This window comes from Proteus sp. G2674, assembly GCF_009915195.1.
In the GTDB taxonomy this organism is placed as follows: Bacteria; Pseudomonadota; Gammaproteobacteria; order Enterobacterales; family Enterobacteriaceae; genus Proteus; species Proteus mirabilis.
The window spans coordinates 18,476-31,730 of the sequence record NZ_JAABLS010000039.1 but is presented as its reverse complement, the minus strand read 5'-3'; the positions used below and the strand labels follow the sequence as shown (position 1 = coordinate 31,730).

Annotated in this window: 21 protein-coding genes; 9 read left to right on the top strand and 12 right to left on the bottom strand. The window is 37.9% G+C overall.

Annotated features, from left to right (window positions below; all coding sequences use genetic code 11):
* Positions 1 to 133: 133 nt before the first annotated feature.
* The 10 genes from GWI58_RS15510 to GWI58_RS15470 form a co-directional block, all read right to left on the bottom strand.
* Positions 134 to 496, bottom strand: a complete 363-nt coding sequence (locus GWI58_RS15510) for a hypothetical protein (protein ID WP_141192046.1) — start codon at positions 494 to 496, stop codon at positions 134 to 136.
* Positions 493 to 981 (bottom strand): hypothetical protein, encoded by a 489-nt coding sequence (locus tag GWI58_RS15505; protein ID WP_202608564.1) that lies wholly within the window; start codon positions 979 to 981, stop codon positions 493 to 495. Before GWI58_RS15505 ends, GWI58_RS15510 begins: the two co-directional genes overlap by 4 nt.
* Entirely contained in the window at positions 978 to 1,481 is a 504-nt protein-coding gene (locus tag GWI58_RS15500) for a phage protein NinX family protein (RefSeq protein WP_161769332.1), read from the bottom strand. Before GWI58_RS15500 ends, GWI58_RS15505 begins: the two co-directional genes overlap by 4 nt.
* 215 nt (positions 1,482 to 1,696) lie before the next feature.
* Positions 1,697 to 1,870: a hypothetical protein gene (locus GWI58_RS17780; RefSeq protein WP_166465207.1), complete on the bottom strand. Its 174-nt coding sequence runs from the start codon at positions 1,868 to 1,870 to the stop codon at positions 1,697 to 1,699.
* A 126-nt stretch (positions 1,871 to 1,996) separates the two neighbouring features.
* Entirely contained in the window at positions 1,997 to 2,392 is a 396-nt protein-coding gene (locus tag GWI58_RS15495; protein WP_049203709.1) for a RusA family crossover junction endodeoxyribonuclease, read from the bottom strand.
* On the bottom strand, positions 2,389 to 2,802 hold the full coding sequence (locus GWI58_RS15490; protein WP_161769331.1) for a hypothetical protein: 414 nt from the start codon (positions 2,800 to 2,802) through the stop codon (positions 2,389 to 2,391). Before GWI58_RS15490 ends, GWI58_RS15495 begins: the two co-directional genes overlap by 4 nt.
* 246 nt (positions 2,803 to 3,048) lie before the next feature.
* Positions 3,049 to 3,774 (bottom strand): ATP-binding protein, encoded by a 726-nt coding sequence (locus GWI58_RS15485; RefSeq protein WP_004243368.1) that lies wholly within the window; start codon positions 3,772 to 3,774, stop codon positions 3,049 to 3,051.
* A complete protein-coding gene (locus GWI58_RS15480; protein WP_004243369.1) occupies positions 3,774 to 4,616 on the bottom strand; it encodes a hypothetical protein in 843 nt (280 codons plus the stop codon). The genes GWI58_RS15485 and GWI58_RS15480 overlap by 1 nt, the downstream gene beginning before the upstream one ends.
* 10 nt (positions 4,617 to 4,626) lie before the next feature.
* A complete protein-coding gene (locus GWI58_RS15475; protein WP_004243371.1) occupies positions 4,627 to 4,812 on the bottom strand; it encodes a hypothetical protein in 186 nt (61 codons plus the stop codon).
* Positions 4,813 to 4,951: 139 nt separating this feature from the next.
* Positions 4,952 to 5,173: a hypothetical protein gene (locus GWI58_RS15470; protein WP_223231915.1), complete on the bottom strand. Its 222-nt coding sequence runs from the start codon at positions 5,171 to 5,173 to the stop codon at positions 4,952 to 4,954.
* 134 nt (positions 5,174 to 5,307) lie between these two features.
* On the opposite strand from GWI58_RS15470, the gene GWI58_RS15465 reads away from it, so the two are divergent.
* From GWI58_RS15465 to GWI58_RS15445, 6 genes are all read left to right on the top strand, one after another.
* Positions 5,308 to 5,916 carry a hypothetical protein gene (locus tag GWI58_RS15465; RefSeq protein WP_004243373.1) on the top strand — a complete coding sequence of 203 codons (609 nt, stop codon included), beginning with the start codon at positions 5,308 to 5,310 and terminating at the stop codon, positions 5,914 to 5,916.
* Positions 5,917 to 6,164: 248 nt separating this feature from the next.
* Positions 6,165 to 6,326 (top strand): hypothetical protein, encoded by a 162-nt coding sequence (locus GWI58_RS17775; RefSeq protein ID WP_004243375.1) that lies wholly within the window; start codon positions 6,165 to 6,167, stop codon positions 6,324 to 6,326.
* Positions 6,313 to 8,037 carry a PD-(D/E)XK nuclease-like domain-containing protein gene (locus GWI58_RS15460; RefSeq protein WP_161769330.1) on the top strand — a complete coding sequence of 575 codons (1,725 nt, stop codon included), beginning with the start codon at positions 6,313 to 6,315 and terminating at the stop codon, positions 8,035 to 8,037. Before GWI58_RS17775 ends, GWI58_RS15460 begins: the two co-directional genes overlap by 14 nt.
* Before the next feature lie 45 nt (positions 8,038 to 8,082).
* Positions 8,083 to 9,123, top strand: coding sequence for a RecT family recombinase (locus GWI58_RS15455; RefSeq protein ID WP_049203700.1), 1,041 nt, complete (start codon positions 8,083 to 8,085; stop codon positions 9,121 to 9,123).
* Between the two features lie 44 nt (positions 9,124 to 9,167).
* Positions 9,168 to 9,425, top strand: a complete 258-nt coding sequence (locus GWI58_RS15450; RefSeq protein WP_161769329.1) for a helix-turn-helix transcriptional regulator — start codon at positions 9,168 to 9,170, stop codon at positions 9,423 to 9,425.
* A 54-nt stretch (positions 9,426 to 9,479) separates the two neighbouring features.
* Positions 9,480 to 9,938, top strand: a complete 459-nt coding sequence (locus tag GWI58_RS15445) for an ASCH domain-containing protein (RefSeq protein WP_161769328.1) — start codon at positions 9,480 to 9,482, stop codon at positions 9,936 to 9,938.
* A gap of 153 nt (positions 9,939 to 10,091) precedes the next feature.
* Here GWI58_RS15445 and GWI58_RS17945 read toward each other — a convergent pair whose 3' ends face one another.
* Positions 10,092 to 10,223 carry a hypothetical protein gene (locus GWI58_RS17945; RefSeq protein ID WP_258165033.1) on the bottom strand — a complete coding sequence of 44 codons (132 nt, stop codon included), beginning with the start codon at positions 10,221 to 10,223 and terminating at the stop codon, positions 10,092 to 10,094.
* Between the two features lie 320 nt (positions 10,224 to 10,543).
* On the opposite strand from GWI58_RS17945, the gene GWI58_RS15440 reads away from it, so the two are divergent.
* The 3 genes from GWI58_RS15440 to GWI58_RS15430 are packed head-to-tail and all read left to right on the top strand — an operon-like array spanning position 10,544 to position 11,855.
* Complete coding sequence (locus tag GWI58_RS15440; RefSeq protein ID WP_161769327.1) at positions 10,544 to 11,017, top strand: class I SAM-dependent methyltransferase; 474 nt, start codon at positions 10,544 to 10,546, stop codon at positions 11,015 to 11,017.
* Complete coding sequence (locus tag GWI58_RS15435) at positions 11,014 to 11,655, top strand: MT-A70 family methyltransferase (RefSeq protein WP_161769326.1); 642 nt, start codon at positions 11,014 to 11,016, stop codon at positions 11,653 to 11,655. The genes GWI58_RS15440 and GWI58_RS15435 overlap by 4 nt, the downstream gene beginning before the upstream one ends.
* 2 nt (positions 11,656 to 11,657) lie before the next feature.
* Positions 11,658 to 11,855, top strand: coding sequence for a hypothetical protein (locus GWI58_RS15430; RefSeq protein ID WP_036936127.1), 198 nt, complete (start codon positions 11,658 to 11,660; stop codon positions 11,853 to 11,855).
* 195 nt (positions 11,856 to 12,050) lie between these two features.
* On the opposite strand, the gene GWI58_RS15425 is transcribed toward GWI58_RS15430, so the two are convergent.
* Positions 12,051 to 13,247, bottom strand: a complete 1,197-nt coding sequence (locus GWI58_RS15425; RefSeq protein ID WP_161769325.1) for a tyrosine-type recombinase/integrase — start codon at positions 13,245 to 13,247, stop codon at positions 12,051 to 12,053.
* Between the last annotated feature and the right edge of the window lie 8 nt (positions 13,248 to 13,255).

Genomic DNA, 13,255 nt, shown 5'->3' with positions numbered 1-13,255 from the left:
GCTATTCAAAATATAACATTCAAATCTAATTAGGTATTAATACACCAATTTAAAACCCCAGTATTTGAGGGAATTAAAATAGAAATGAACACCCGACGGCTATCTGGTTGACAAAATCGCGTCAACCAAATTTCTATTTTGCTATCGTTCTGTCAACCAAGTTAAGCTGTAATTCGCGATATCCATAAGTTACCCAACATTTAGCATCACCAGATAAACAGCATTGCTGAACGGGTAACTGCTCACCACAGCGCTCACATTTACGCTTAGATAGCTCCTCAGCTTGTCGCTTATACTCGGCATCATCTTTACGAATAAGCATCTGTATGTATTCAACATAATCATACGGTTCACGACCAGGCATACGTAGAACACAATTACGCTTTAACATCTCCAGCTCTTGATTATCCACCGGCAATTCAATCTTTGTTATGCCAAGTTCCTTTTGGCGCTTACGTTGTAGTGCCTTACGTTCAGCAGGTGATTTTGCTGTCATGAAATAACTCCTTTCGGAATGCCTTCGTAGATTTCATGAAGATGTCCACGTATTTGCAATCGGCGCAACGCGCTATACATATGGTCACATTCTGCCTGCTTATTGGCTTTAAATGGTTTTTTGTCATACCAATATGTATTGGGAGGCCATCCGTGAACCTTGAACACTCTCTTTCCTTTGACGTGGAGCAACCCCCAGCCAGCAGGTAAATCTTCCGATGAAATAATATCCGGTGGCGATAAGAAGAAACGCCAGTCACCCATTCCTTTTTCCGGTTGCTGTCTGAACCACTTCTTTTTGTCCGCAAGAAAATCAGACCGACTGACTTTCGCTTCAATCAGACAACTTATACCACTTCTGAACCCTATCGCGTCAGGTTGCTCCCCTGTTTCGTTTCTTGACTGGAATCTGTCACCAAAGGCTACATTAAATCCGTTATTTTGCAGGAATCGCACCGCCATTTCACACAGATCACTATGTGTCATTTTAATAGTTCCTCAGGCACATCGACTTCACCACCTAATACCACAGCAACAGTAGCGCGACAAATTGCCTCTTGAGGTGTATCACCATCGTAATAATCATCTTGTAAATAATTACAGATAGCAGACCATGCAATTTGATAATGTCCGAAATCGTTACTCAACATCTCATTGATAAGTTCGATAGCGTAAGTCTCAATAAACTTACCACACTTTAACCAGTCGCTAGATGGGCTATATACGCAGTTATTAGCATCAACAATAAACTCTTTGCCAATACGAACATCAACGCCAACGGCTTTACCTACCGCCCAATCAAGCGCTAATCCTTTTAGTTTTGAGGTTTTAATTTTCATCATTGCACTTTCATTGCTTTGCAAATCATCCTCACCCTGTTCGTTAAGGTAATTATTTATTGCGCCACACTGCTTACATTCCGTATGAGATAAATTTGTTATAGGTCCAATCCAAACAACTTCTCCACCACAATCAGCACATACCATTATTTCGCCCTCAATTAAAAAAACTCACAAGTTTCAATGAATTTAATCGTAACAATCGGTTCATAACTCGCTCACTACGATATGGCTTATATAACTTACGATTCCAATCGTCCGCTTGTTTTCCAGCTTTCACATATCTTCGTTTACGTCTCATCCTTTCATCAGAATAAATCCACATCAATTTTTTAATTTCTGTTCCTTTCATCACTCAACCCTCAATTAATAGCACTGTGGTATTCGACGCTCAAATTGTCTACATGAGCGCCACCTAAATTAGCCCAGAAGATTACCGTTGCCTCTGCATCTAATTCACATTCAGCTTGCATTAGCTTTTCAAATGGTTTTCCATTCCATGTGCCAGTAATTCTGTAAACCGCTCCGTCATCCATCTTAAAAACCCTCTTGCGTGACATGTCACGATTGTTTGATTTATTGAATAAGCCTAATAGCATCAATTTCTTGGCTCATAATTTCTTCCCAAACTCATTCAACGATTAATTAACTCAGTCACGAACTTAACGAATGGTAATAAGTTCATGATTTTCTGTATTTTCAGGTAACGTTACCCCTATCTTTCCCTGTTCACCCCAAAGCTTTGATGCACTGATATTCCACACTCTGCAATCCTCATCAAAGATGGCGTCCATAACGGCTTTAATCAGGTTATCGACATCAGGACGTTGCTGGTGGGGTTTACCATTCATCTCAATGCGTTTTTTCTTGCTCCATGATTTAGGCATAGGGATAACAAACGTTAGGTGAGCACCGCTTTCAGGTAGCGTAAAACGGTTAGCTCTCATCTCGTCACAAAAAGCGTGGTACTTAACGACAACGGGTCTTTTCTTCCATGCGTCACGTTGTGTCATACGTGGCTTCGGTACAGGATTGATATAATAAATTTGCTGTTTCATGCACGTACCGCCACCAGCATTGCGTTCATACGGTTATGAATATCAGCAATCTTTCCATGCTGTAACGGTGGTAAGCTCTTTCTGACGTAGGTTAGTGAGCCTTTCTGACAGATAACATGCTTATCCGTAGGTTTTGCTGGCTTCTTGGTCATTAGAGATGCTTCTTTTTTGATATCTAATTCACGTAGGCGATCCATGTAATCAGGCGTTAGTTTGTAGACATACCCAATGCCGACTACCGCTTTGCGTTCTACAACGGAGCTTTCAATCAATTTAATCAGTGCATAATTGGTTGTTGAACGGTTCTTCCTTCCCTTGAGATCAGAAGCAATTGCCGTTATCTCGTTAACTGACAATGATTTTTTATTGTCACGTAAAATATCAACAACTAAATCCTGCATAAATTTCATATACGATAACCCTTAATAGATTAATCATTATGGTTAATATATCCAATTTGGTTATGTTTTCAAGTATAAAAAAACAGAGTTTTTAATTAAACTCATACCTACTTAAAACGCTCTCAAATCGTCTATACGCTGTTTTCACTACTCAGACATCCAATCGCATACCTACAACAAATAAAACTAACCAGTGTTTATTACGCTAAGGATTTTGATATCCAATAACCCCTATTTGATTTTTAGTTTACGAAATTACTTAACTAAACGCCGATAGCTTTGCCATGTGAAATTTATCGTTGTTGGATTTCCCATTCGGAGTCGATCTATTACTCGTTCATCCAACACTTTGGATAGTTGGGTATAATTTAGGTTTGTAAGCACTCCAACAGGCTTTTTGTTTGCTAGTCTTCGATCCACTACTTGAAATATAATTAATTCCTCATTGAGGTTTCCACGTTGTACACCCACATCATCAAGCACTAGCAAATCAACATCACACAGATCATCTATCAGTTTTGACTCTGTTGTTTTAGCATCCTTTTGATAGGTTTCACGAACCTTCATCATTATGTCCGGCAGTGTAGCGATCAGAATACTTTTCCCTTTTTGGATAATGTGGTTTCCTATGGCTGACGCTAAATGATTTTTTCCAGTACCAGGATTACCACTGAAAATGAACCCACCAAATGATTTACCAAATTGCTCAGCGTATCTCTTAGCTTTGTACAACGCTCTTTGTTGGTCTTCACATGTAACGTCATAATTATCGAATGAACAATTTTGGTGTAATGGGCTAATACCTGATCTACCCATGATTTTATTTAAACGAGCTACTCGGTTTTCATTTGCGATCCTCATTGAATCAATTTCACCCTGCTCTCGTTGCCATGCCATTAATTCAGCAGAAGTAGTAAATTTAGGTTTAATATGCTCAGGCATTATTCGCTTTAGCCTTGCTAAGGTTGATGATGCTGTCATCAGAAGTCCTCCGGTATAAACTCATCGTTCTTTTGAGGTTGAATGATCCGTTGTGGTGGTGGAACGTTTGGTTTGAATAGTCCTTGCCATCCATTTGTAATGGTTTTGCTAATTATTTCTTCAGGTGAAAAACCTAACTCATAACACTCAGTGAGTAATTTTATTTGCCCACTGAACGTCTGTTTTGATTTTATCGGGTGTTTGATTTCCTTTCGGTACTCAATCCACTTCTCCCAAACTTCAGGATTTAGCCAATCAGGTATTTTTTCTTCCAAGATATTAAAACCTCGCTTTTGTACCGACTTTTTTTTCAAGGGGGATTTAGGGGGTTTTATATCTTGTTCTTGTTCCTGCTCCTGTTCTTGGCTTCGTAGGGTCTTCAAAGCCCCTTCCAAGCCCCTTTCATTTTTTATCGATGATTCTCTTGCAGAACTTAAATTAAAAGCATCTTTATACTTATCATAAAACATTGATAGAAATTGATTTTTAGGCTGAGAGTCATACTCTCTTTGTATACCGATACACCGGTTATCTGATGGCTTCAAAGATGATGCTATTTGATATTTTGCCATCTCGATCACCCAAACAACTTCAGCATCCTCATCATAGTGGCAAAAACCTGCTTCAATGCACCTTAGAAGCCCCTTAGAAGCCCCTTCTAAACCTAGCCCTGTTTCGTGCGCCATATAGATAATAGGTAGGTAATACATTCCGATCATATTGGCGTGAGGATTGGTTAATAAGTACATAGAGACAATAAGTGCTTCATGCCCTTTTTCTCTTATTTCCTTACCTGTTTTTCCTATCCAAAATTGTGGGGAAACTTTTCCATAGTCACGCATAAAACACCATTCACTTAGCGCTGTTAATTAATTGCTTTAACACAGAGCGATAGACTGTTGAATTTTCAAAGTTGCATTTAACGCAAACACCATTACAAACATAACGTTCAGCAACATGACCGTTCTTGCATTTCTTACCTGTAAAAAATTTTCCAAGCCCTTTTGAAGCAGCTTCTTTTCGACTAATAATCTCCATTTCAACCTCATTTGATTATGTGTATGTGCAAATGCTATCCGTTATTTTAAAATATATCAACCTAAAAAGACTTATTGGTTATCAATAAAAAATTAAGGACCACCGAAGTGATCCTTATCAATAAATAGCCTTTGAATTATTATCGAATAAAGAAATTGATTAATTGCTCTCTGGTTGTATCTGCACCGAACTCAATACAAATATCATATAACTTATTGAGTTTACTTAGTGAAGGCTTACGTTTTGCATAGCGTAGCTGATGTGATAGATACAATTGGCTATACCCCGTTCTTTGAGAAAATGCTTCTCTTTGCTTAATCGTTAAGCTATTCCAAAATTTTTTAAAGTCGAAAACTTCCATAATTTCACCAATTTGATTAACCAATAAATAATAGTAACCGTTTAGGTACTTTACCAAAAGGGTTATTTGTTTGTTTAATACACCATAACTTAATCAAATTTGTATAAAGAATAGACACCAAAGGACTTGGATAAATGAAAAGCATTGCTGAAATTAGAAAAGATAACCTGATTTATATTATTGAACGCTACTACAACGGCAAACAAAAACTATTGGCTGATGCGTTAGGCGTAGCACCAAGTATGATCTCTCGTTACCTATCACCAAAAGATTTAAAAAGTCATCGTGAACTCACCGATCCAATGTCACGCAAAATTGAATATGTGACTAGAATTAGCAAATATTGGATGGATGTAGACCACTTAAAAGAAGGTCATGCGGAGTCAGAAAAAGAAGAATATATTCCGACTGAAATTGGCAAGATACTCTCAGATAACATCACAACATTTATGTTAAACGATGGAATAAAATCAAGAGTTAAGCTTTCTGTCGATTCAGGGCTTGCACAATCAACAGTTAACCGCATTATCAATTGTGAAGCCAGTGCCACCGCTGAAAGCATTGATGCTATTGCAAAAGCAATGGGTCGCCAAGCCTATGAACTACTGATCCCTAAAAATGATAAAGGCACTATTAACTATGATAGAAGAGCCTATTCAAAACTTCCCGCCAGCGAACAAGCCGCTATTGAAAACTTCATTGAATTTATCATTAATAAAAACCAGCCTATCTCCCACGACTAACCCTCTCCATTAAAAAGAAGTCATATCTTGGCTTCTTTTTACTCTTAATAAATCATTAAATTTCATAGTGATAAAAACAAACATAACCATATTGGTGATTTATTTGTTTTTTACGGTTGACAATGGTTAATTTATGGTTATGATTAAAAGTATAAGTTAACCAATACGGTTAATTTGCTCTTTAACAATATGGATAAAAGAGACTGATTTTTTAATGCGCTCAGACATAACCAATTTGGTGATTAGTCATGATCTTTTATATCAAAGACGGTAAGCATGTATTTACCTTATCTGGCTTAAATGAGTCACAGTCATTTGACAATTTTAAAGCCGGTATTGAGTGGGCTTATGTAAGAAAGCTCGCATTACAAACAGAACAATTAGTAGGTAAACAAAATGTCAGACACTAAGCACTTAAATGTGTTGATTGCAAAAGCTCTTTTACTTAACCAAGATATTACTGATAGCGAACAAGTAGATGCGCTAACAGCTCATATCAATGGTGATATTGAAAAAGAAGAGTTTAAGCAATATGACCACTTTATTAATATCACGCTACTTGCACTTTCATTGGTTCCTAATATCAGCAGTGAACTCAGTGAAGAGCAAATCGTTAACGCTATTATGTCATTTATTGATAACCCTGATATGCGTAGCGTTCGTCATAGAGTTAATCACTTTAACTCATTAATAAATCCAAAAACCACCTCAAATGAGGTAGAAAAAAAGGAAGTACCTCAGGAAGAGGTGATTTTTAACGCCAGTAAAGATAACCAAAACGGTCAACATGAGAAGACGGAAGATATTCCACAGGAAGAAAATGACCAACCTGCTTATTTTGAACCTGGTCGTTATCCAGATATTCCTAACGAGGTGTATCACAGTTCAAACGGCATCAGTAGTTCGATGCTAAAAGATGCTCGTATTAGTTTGATGTATTACGAGTTACGCCATGTAACAAAAGTTATTGAGCGTGAAAATAAGCGTTGTTTCGACTTAGGTAGCGCATTCCACACGTTAACAATGGAACCTGAAAAGTTTGATGCTGAATTCAGTGTTAAACCAATTATTCCAGAAGGTGCCTTTACAACAACAGAAACAATGAAGTCATGGATTGACGAATACAACAATAAGTTGCCTAAGAAGCTCTCACAAGATGAGTTAAAAGCAATTATTGAAGAACATAATGCCACTCTGACACCGCAACTTTCCACCAGCGGAAAAGCCGAAGAGCTAGGTCAGATATACATGCAGTTGCCCGATGAATTTAAAACCATCCCCGAAGATGGGAAATTTACTGGTGCCGCAATGAAAGCCTGTATCAAAGCCTATAACGATACTTTGCCAACACCATTGAAAACCTCAGGTAATACAGATGCATTACTTGAGCAGATATACCACCACATCAATCCTGAATTATATTTGGCAGAAACAAATAAACCTGAGCCACTTAGAAAACCCGTCAAAAAAGATGACCTCATGCAGGTCATTAAAGAAGTGAACACTGATGCTGTATTTGAAGATGAAATCATTAGCCAGTGGCTTAGTGACGATTCAAAAATTCATGTTCAAACCGTTGACTATGAAATGGCAAATAACATGCGTAACGCTGTTATGAACCACAAAGAAGCATCCAGTTTATTAAACCACCCTAACCGTGTATCAGAAGTGAGTTACTACGGCATTGATGAAGATACCGGCCTTGAAATTCGTGTTCGTCCTGATATCGAAATTCAAACAGAAAATAACCGATTAGGTTTTGACCTCAAATCAGTAGCACTTGGTCGATTTAAACAAGATGCCATTGAAACCATGATCCGCAGAGAAATCATTAATCGCGATTATCACATCAGTGCAGCTATGTATTGTGATGTGGCAATGCTTGACCAGTTCTTCTGGATATTCGTTAACAAAGACGAGCATTACCACTGGGTCGCTATCGTTGAAGCCTCTCCTGAATTACTTGAACTGGGTCGCTCTGAGTACAAAAAGACACTGCGTGATATCCGTGAAGCTATGGATACAGGATATTGGCCAGCGCCTATCACCACTACTCTCACTATCGGTATCACTGACTTTGAGCAGAGAAAGTTAGAAGAACTGCAAAACGAAGTCGCTTAATAAAACTGCGCTTGAACAATCAGGCGCACGTTTGGAGTAAATATTATGTCAGAAGTAGCAACTCTCGAAAGAAACCAATCAGTAATGAATAACACATCATTACTTTTTAATCCCGAATCATTAGACCGTATTGTTAAATTTGCTGAGCTAATGGCATCAGGTACAGCAACGGTGCCAAGACATCTGCAAGGTAAACCATCTGATTGTCTAGCTATCACAATGCAGTCCGCACGCTGGGGAATGGATCCTTTCGTTGTCGGTCAAAAAACACATGTCATCAATGGTGTGCTTGGTTATGAAGCCCAATTAGTAAATGCAGTTATTACCAGTTCAAATGCTGTTGTAGGTCGATTCCATTACAAATACGGTGGCGACTGGGAAAAAATTGTAGGCATGAAAGATAAACGTGATGAATCGGGTTTATTTATTGAAGTCGGTGCAATTTTAAGAGGTGAAGAAGAAATTACATGGGGTGAGCCTGTTTACCTTGCTGATGTACAGACTAGAAACTCACCACTTTGGAAAACAATGCCTAAGCAACAAATCGCGTATCTCGCTGTAAAATATTGGGCCCGTCTTTATTGCCCTGAAGTGATTCTTGGTGTGTATACGCCAGAAGAACTTGAAGATCGACCGATTAAAGACATCACCCCACCGAAAGAACGTGTAAGCATTGATGAAATCACCACTCAACAACAGACAACCAATGAAGAACCGATAAAAGAGACTCAAGGCGAGTTTATACCTAAGTTCGATGCTGAAGCCTTTAGATTAGCTATTGATGATGTTCAAACTGTCGAAGAAGCTAAAAATATTCGTGCAGAAATTGAGAACTTAAAAAATGAAATGGGGATCAACCTATTTACTGAATTAAAAAATAAAGCAGTACAGGCATACCACCGTATTGATGCACGTAATGCCCTAGAAGCTTCTATTAACTCACTTCCTGAATCTGGCTCACCTGAAGCTACCGAAGCATTTGAAAAAGTAGACAAGCTACTTAAATCAAGCAAAAGAAAACTTGGTGATGAGTTATACGAATCTTTCTCTATCACTCTTAACGATATGCGCCCTGAATACCAGTGATCCTATTTAAAGCGGAGCGATACAGCTCCGCAAGGAGTTTAAATATGAATATTAAATTACCTACCAACCCTATCCGTATGCCTGCTGTTTTAAAGCTAACAGGACTTTCTCGCTCAACTATTCGCACCTTAGAGAAGAAAGGTGATTTCCCAAAGCGTATGTACTTATCTGTGCGCTGTGTTGCTTGGGAAGCTGAAGAAGTTGATGAATGGTTGAAAAAACGTTCTCAATCAAGAGAGACACCCAAGTGTTACACCGAACGTAAGCGTAATGAAGCTGGGCAGTTTGTGAGTAACGCCTAACCCTACCCGTTAACCAAAGAACTCAGTGTAAGGATGCAATGCGGAAGAATGAATATGAAAGACAGAATCAAGTTTAACGATGTAATGCTAAAGGCTGTCATAAATGGCAGAAAAACGCAGACACGCAGACCGATTAAACCACAACCAAAAGTAACCGAAGATGGGTTACGCTATCTTAGTGCATGGCAAGATGGTTACACACTATCAGAGCAAGTATGCGCAGCATGGCGGCATGGATTTGTTGATGTTGATTGCCCGTATGGTGAGATTGGCGACATTATCAACATTGCAAACAAGGACGGTAATATCAAAGGAAAAATTGAAATTACTGATGTTTGGGTTCAGCAAGTAAACGATATCAGCGAAAGTGATGCAGAAGCCGAGGGAGTTAACGGGAAATTAAATGCACATACTTCTGACTTTGCTGTGGAATGGATTGCAATATATGGAATTGATAGCTGGGTAAATAACGAATGGGTATGGGTGATTGAGTTTTACTATATAAAGAAGTAAAGTCATAGTAATGTAATTCTGAAAAATATTTATCAACAGTATGAAAAATAAATGTATAAAACTTTATCGAAAGCTATTTTCACATACGCCTTCCGTGCGAGAAGATATCGATCTGCTATCCGATGAGCACTATAGAAACAAAGAGTATAATTTTTATTTTATATCATCAGCATCCTTATCAATAATTTCAGCAACTTTTTTTATAGGAATGCTTAGTTTTAATTTTAAAACAGCCAGTATGATTGAGTTAGTGGAAATATATTTATCAATATTCTTCTTTTCCATGTCTCTTTCATTAAACTCATTTTTTATTTTTTCATTATTTATATCTTCTGGTGATGAACTTGACAAAATAAAAATAATAATTTTTAAGTATAGAGTTTTTGGATTGTTTAAGTTGTTATCATTTATATTCCCTTTTCTTGGGATGTTTTTTCTAATATCATATTTCAGTTTTTTAATTGCAATTTTCTCATTACTTAGTTTTTTTGTTATGAATTATTGTTATGAACGGTTAATAATGAAAGCAAAAAAAAGAGCAAAAAAAATTTGAAACGATGCCCTGCACTAGCAGGGTTTTTTATACCTAAAATTCAGAGGATACAATGAAACCAATACTTGATATGTGTTGTGGCTCTCGCATGTTTTATTTTGATAAACAAGACGAGCGAGTTTTATTTAATGATATTAGAGCTGAACAATATATTTTATGTGATGGAAGAATTTTAAATATAACACCAGATATTATTTCTGATTTTAAAAACCTTCCATTACCAGATAATACCTTTTATCAGGTGCTATTTGACCCTCCTCATTTAATTAGAGTTGGTAAAAATAGTTGGATGTTTAAAAAATACGGTTCGTTAAATAAAGAATCATGGAGAGAAGATTTAAGTAAAGGGTTTAGTGAAGCATTTAGAGTGCTTAAGCCTGGAGGAACATTGCTGTTCAAATGGAATGAAACCCAAATACCTGTTAAACAAATTTTAGCACTAACAGACCAAAAACCAACAGCGGTACAGCGTGTAGGTAAGAACGATAAAACGCACTGGATCTCTTTTCTTAAGGAGGTTAAATGAAAAAATACGACCTAATCTATTGTGATCCTCCGTGGGATTACAAAAATAAAGTTTCAAACGGTGCTGCTAAAAATCATTATCCAACAACCTCCCTCTTCAATTTAACCCATATCCCTATTCATTCTATTGCATCTGATAACGCAGTTCTTGCCATGTGGTATACAGGTAATTTTGTACTCGAGGCTATTAAATTAGCCGAAGCGTGGGGTTTTAAAGTCCGCACAATGAAAGCTTTTACTTGGGTTAAGTTTAACCCTTTAGCGTGGCAACGAATTGATAAGGCGATTCAAAACGGCGAGTTATTTGATTATCACGACCTGTTTGAACTATTAGATGCTGAAACAAAAATGAATGGGGGAAACTACACCAGAGCCAATAGTGAAGATGTTTTAATCGCTACTCGAGGCAATGGATTACAGCGCATTAGTGCTAGTGTTAAGCAAATCGTATTTAGTTGTTTAGGTGAGCATAGCGAAAAGCCATGGGAAGTAAAAAACCGTCTTGAACAGTTGTACGGTGATGTAAGTCGCATTGAGCTATTCGCTCGTGACATGTCACAAGGTTGGGATGCATGGGGCAATCAATGTCCTAACAACAGTATCGAACTTATCAACTCTCATTTTATTTGTAAGGAATAAATATGCCTGATATCGCAGATGATGCTAATGACTTAACGGCTCTACAAATCAATACCGCATTAGCAAACAGAGAGCCACCAGCAAAAAGCTTAACGGGATTTTGTATCTGGTGTCGTGAAGAGCCTGTAACAGAGAACAGCGCTTACTGCTCTAAAGAGTGTGGTGATGATCACGCTCAGTACAAAAGGAAAAACGGCTAATGATTATTTTACTCACATTATTAGCTGTGTACTTATGGCTTGCTGGGTATCTGTTTTCAGAGTCTAAGCACGAAAGCGACAATATAAAAGATATTGTGGCCAGACTGTTTTACTCCACAATCTGGCCTGTTGTCGGTGTGCTTTACCTATCGTCACTACTTGCTTATAAAACACTTGGCGAAGAATGACCGAGCGTTAATCTTTCTCTTTTATCCATTCATCTACCATATCAGCCCACTCTTGTAACATATTCCTGCGCTGTTCAGCATATTCAGCTTTGTTGTAAACGGCTCTAACGCCATTTTGAACGTGTGCTAAACATTTCTCTATCCAATCTGAGTTATAACCTGCTTCGTGCAATAGCGTGCTTGCTGTGCGTCGTAAATCGTGAACAGTAACCGGTTCGAACTCAATACCTTTTTCATTGATACGTTTTACGGTGCCATCAATCACGTTATTCAATGCAGCATTAGATAGTGGCTTTTTAATATCATATCGACCAGGCATTAAGTAATCGCTTCCCATAGCACAAACTTTCATACCGGTTAAGATATCCATTGCTTGGTCAGAGAGATAAATAACGTGCTCTTTTCTCCCCTTCATTCGCCCTTTAGGGATCACCCATTGTCTATTTTTAAAGTCTATTTCATCCCATGTAGCATGAATAAATTCAGACTTTCTAACTAATGTCAGCAAGACAAATTTAACGGCCAATTTTAAGGTTGGATAACAACTATAGTTTTCTAGTTCACGAAATAAGATACCGATTTCTTTCGGTGACATTGCCCTTTCGCGCGCTTGAAAAGTACCTATCGAAGATGCCTTTATTGCATCTGCTGGGTTACTAATTTCATAACCTCTATCTATGGCATAAGTAAAAACAGAGCCAACAATCTCACGCACTTGTAATGCGGTCGCTTTTGCGCCCCTATCTTTTATCTTTTCACACAATGCTCTAAGCCGTGGTGTGGTGATCTCTTCTAGCTGAAGCTTGCCGAATACAGGATAGATTTCTTTTTCAATAATTGCTTCTTTCATGGCCCTTGTAGAGTCGGCATATTGAGCATCATTAAGGAAATTGACGGTATAGTCTTTGAATACCGTCCCTATTTTTTTACTCTCAATACCGTCACGCTTCTTTGAAGCTGGCGATATACCTGCGTTTAGTAGCCTTTTTGCTTCAATTAATTCGGCTCTTGCTTCTGCAAGCGTGATACCGTCAGCACTGTATCGACCAAAAGTAACCGTTTCTCTCCTTCCATTAAAACGATAATCATATCTAAATGAAATAACACCACTTTTTGTCACTGCAACGTATAAACCATCTCTGTCAGACACTTTATAAAGCTTGTCTTGTGGCTTTAAACTTCTTAGTTTTGTATCGGTCAGCATGCTATAAC

What these genes read in the sequence shown, in the direction of transcription:
- GWI58_RS15510 (WP_141192046.1), bottom strand. Translation starts at nt 496, where the DNA reads ATGACAGCAAAATCACCTGCTGAACGTAAGGCACTACAACGTAAGCGC.
- GWI58_RS15505 (WP_202608564.1), bottom strand. Translation starts at nt 981, where the DNA reads ATGACACATAGTGATCTGTGTGAAATGGCGGTGCGATTCCTGCAAAAT.
- GWI58_RS15500 (WP_161769332.1), bottom strand. Translation starts at nt 1,481, where the DNA reads ATGGTATGTGCTGATTGTGGTGGAGAAGTTGTTTGGATTGGACCTATA.
- GWI58_RS17780 (WP_166465207.1), bottom strand. Translation starts at nt 1,870, where the DNA reads ATGGATGACGGAGCGGTTTACAGAATTACTGGCACATGGAATGGAAAA.
- GWI58_RS15495 (WP_049203709.1), bottom strand. Translation starts at nt 2,392, where the DNA reads ATGAAACAGCAAATTTATTATATCAATCCTGTACCGAAGCCACGTATG.
- GWI58_RS15490 (WP_161769331.1), bottom strand. Translation starts at nt 2,802, where the DNA reads ATGAAATTTATGCAGGATTTAGTTGTTGATATTTTACGTGACAATAAA.
- GWI58_RS15485 (WP_004243368.1), bottom strand. Translation starts at nt 3,774, where the DNA reads ATGACAGCATCATCAACCTTAGCAAGGCTAAAGCGAATAATGCCTGAG.
- GWI58_RS15480 (WP_004243369.1), bottom strand. Translation starts at nt 4,616, where the DNA reads ATGCGTGACTATGGAAAAGTTTCCCCACAATTTTGGATAGGAAAAACA.
- GWI58_RS15475 (WP_004243371.1), bottom strand. Translation starts at nt 4,812, where the DNA reads ATGGAGATTATTAGTCGAAAAGAAGCTGCTTCAAAAGGGCTTGGAAAA.
- GWI58_RS15470 (WP_223231915.1), bottom strand. Translation starts at nt 5,173, where the DNA reads ATGGAAGTTTTCGACTTTAAAAAATTTTGGAATAGCTTAACGATTAAG.
- GWI58_RS15465 (WP_004243373.1), top strand. Translation starts at nt 5,308, where the DNA reads ATGAAAAGCATTGCTGAAATTAGAAAAGATAACCTGATTTATATTATT.
- GWI58_RS17775 (WP_004243375.1), top strand. Translation starts at nt 6,165, where the DNA reads ATGATCTTTTATATCAAAGACGGTAAGCATGTATTTACCTTATCTGGC.
- GWI58_RS15460 (WP_161769330.1), top strand. Translation starts at nt 6,313, where the DNA reads ATGTCAGACACTAAGCACTTAAATGTGTTGATTGCAAAAGCTCTTTTA.
- GWI58_RS15455 (WP_049203700.1), top strand. Translation starts at nt 8,083, where the DNA reads ATGTCAGAAGTAGCAACTCTCGAAAGAAACCAATCAGTAATGAATAAC.
- GWI58_RS15450 (WP_161769329.1), top strand. Translation starts at nt 9,168, where the DNA reads ATGAATATTAAATTACCTACCAACCCTATCCGTATGCCTGCTGTTTTA.
- GWI58_RS15445 (WP_161769328.1), top strand. Translation starts at nt 9,480, where the DNA reads ATGAAAGACAGAATCAAGTTTAACGATGTAATGCTAAAGGCTGTCATA.
- GWI58_RS17945 (WP_258165033.1), bottom strand. Translation starts at nt 10,223, where the DNA reads ATGGAAAAGAAGAATATTGATAAATATATTTCCACTAACTCAATCATA.
- GWI58_RS15440 (WP_161769327.1), top strand. Translation starts at nt 10,544, where the DNA reads ATGAAACCAATACTTGATATGTGTTGTGGCTCTCGCATGTTTTATTTT.
- GWI58_RS15435 (WP_161769326.1), top strand. Translation starts at nt 11,014, where the DNA reads ATGAAAAAATACGACCTAATCTATTGTGATCCTCCGTGGGATTACAAA.
- GWI58_RS15430 (WP_036936127.1), top strand. Translation starts at nt 11,658, where the DNA reads ATGCCTGATATCGCAGATGATGCTAATGACTTAACGGCTCTACAAATC.
- GWI58_RS15425 (WP_161769325.1), bottom strand. Translation starts at nt 13,247, where the DNA reads ATGCTGACCGATACAAAACTAAGAAGTTTAAAGCCACAAGACAAGCTT.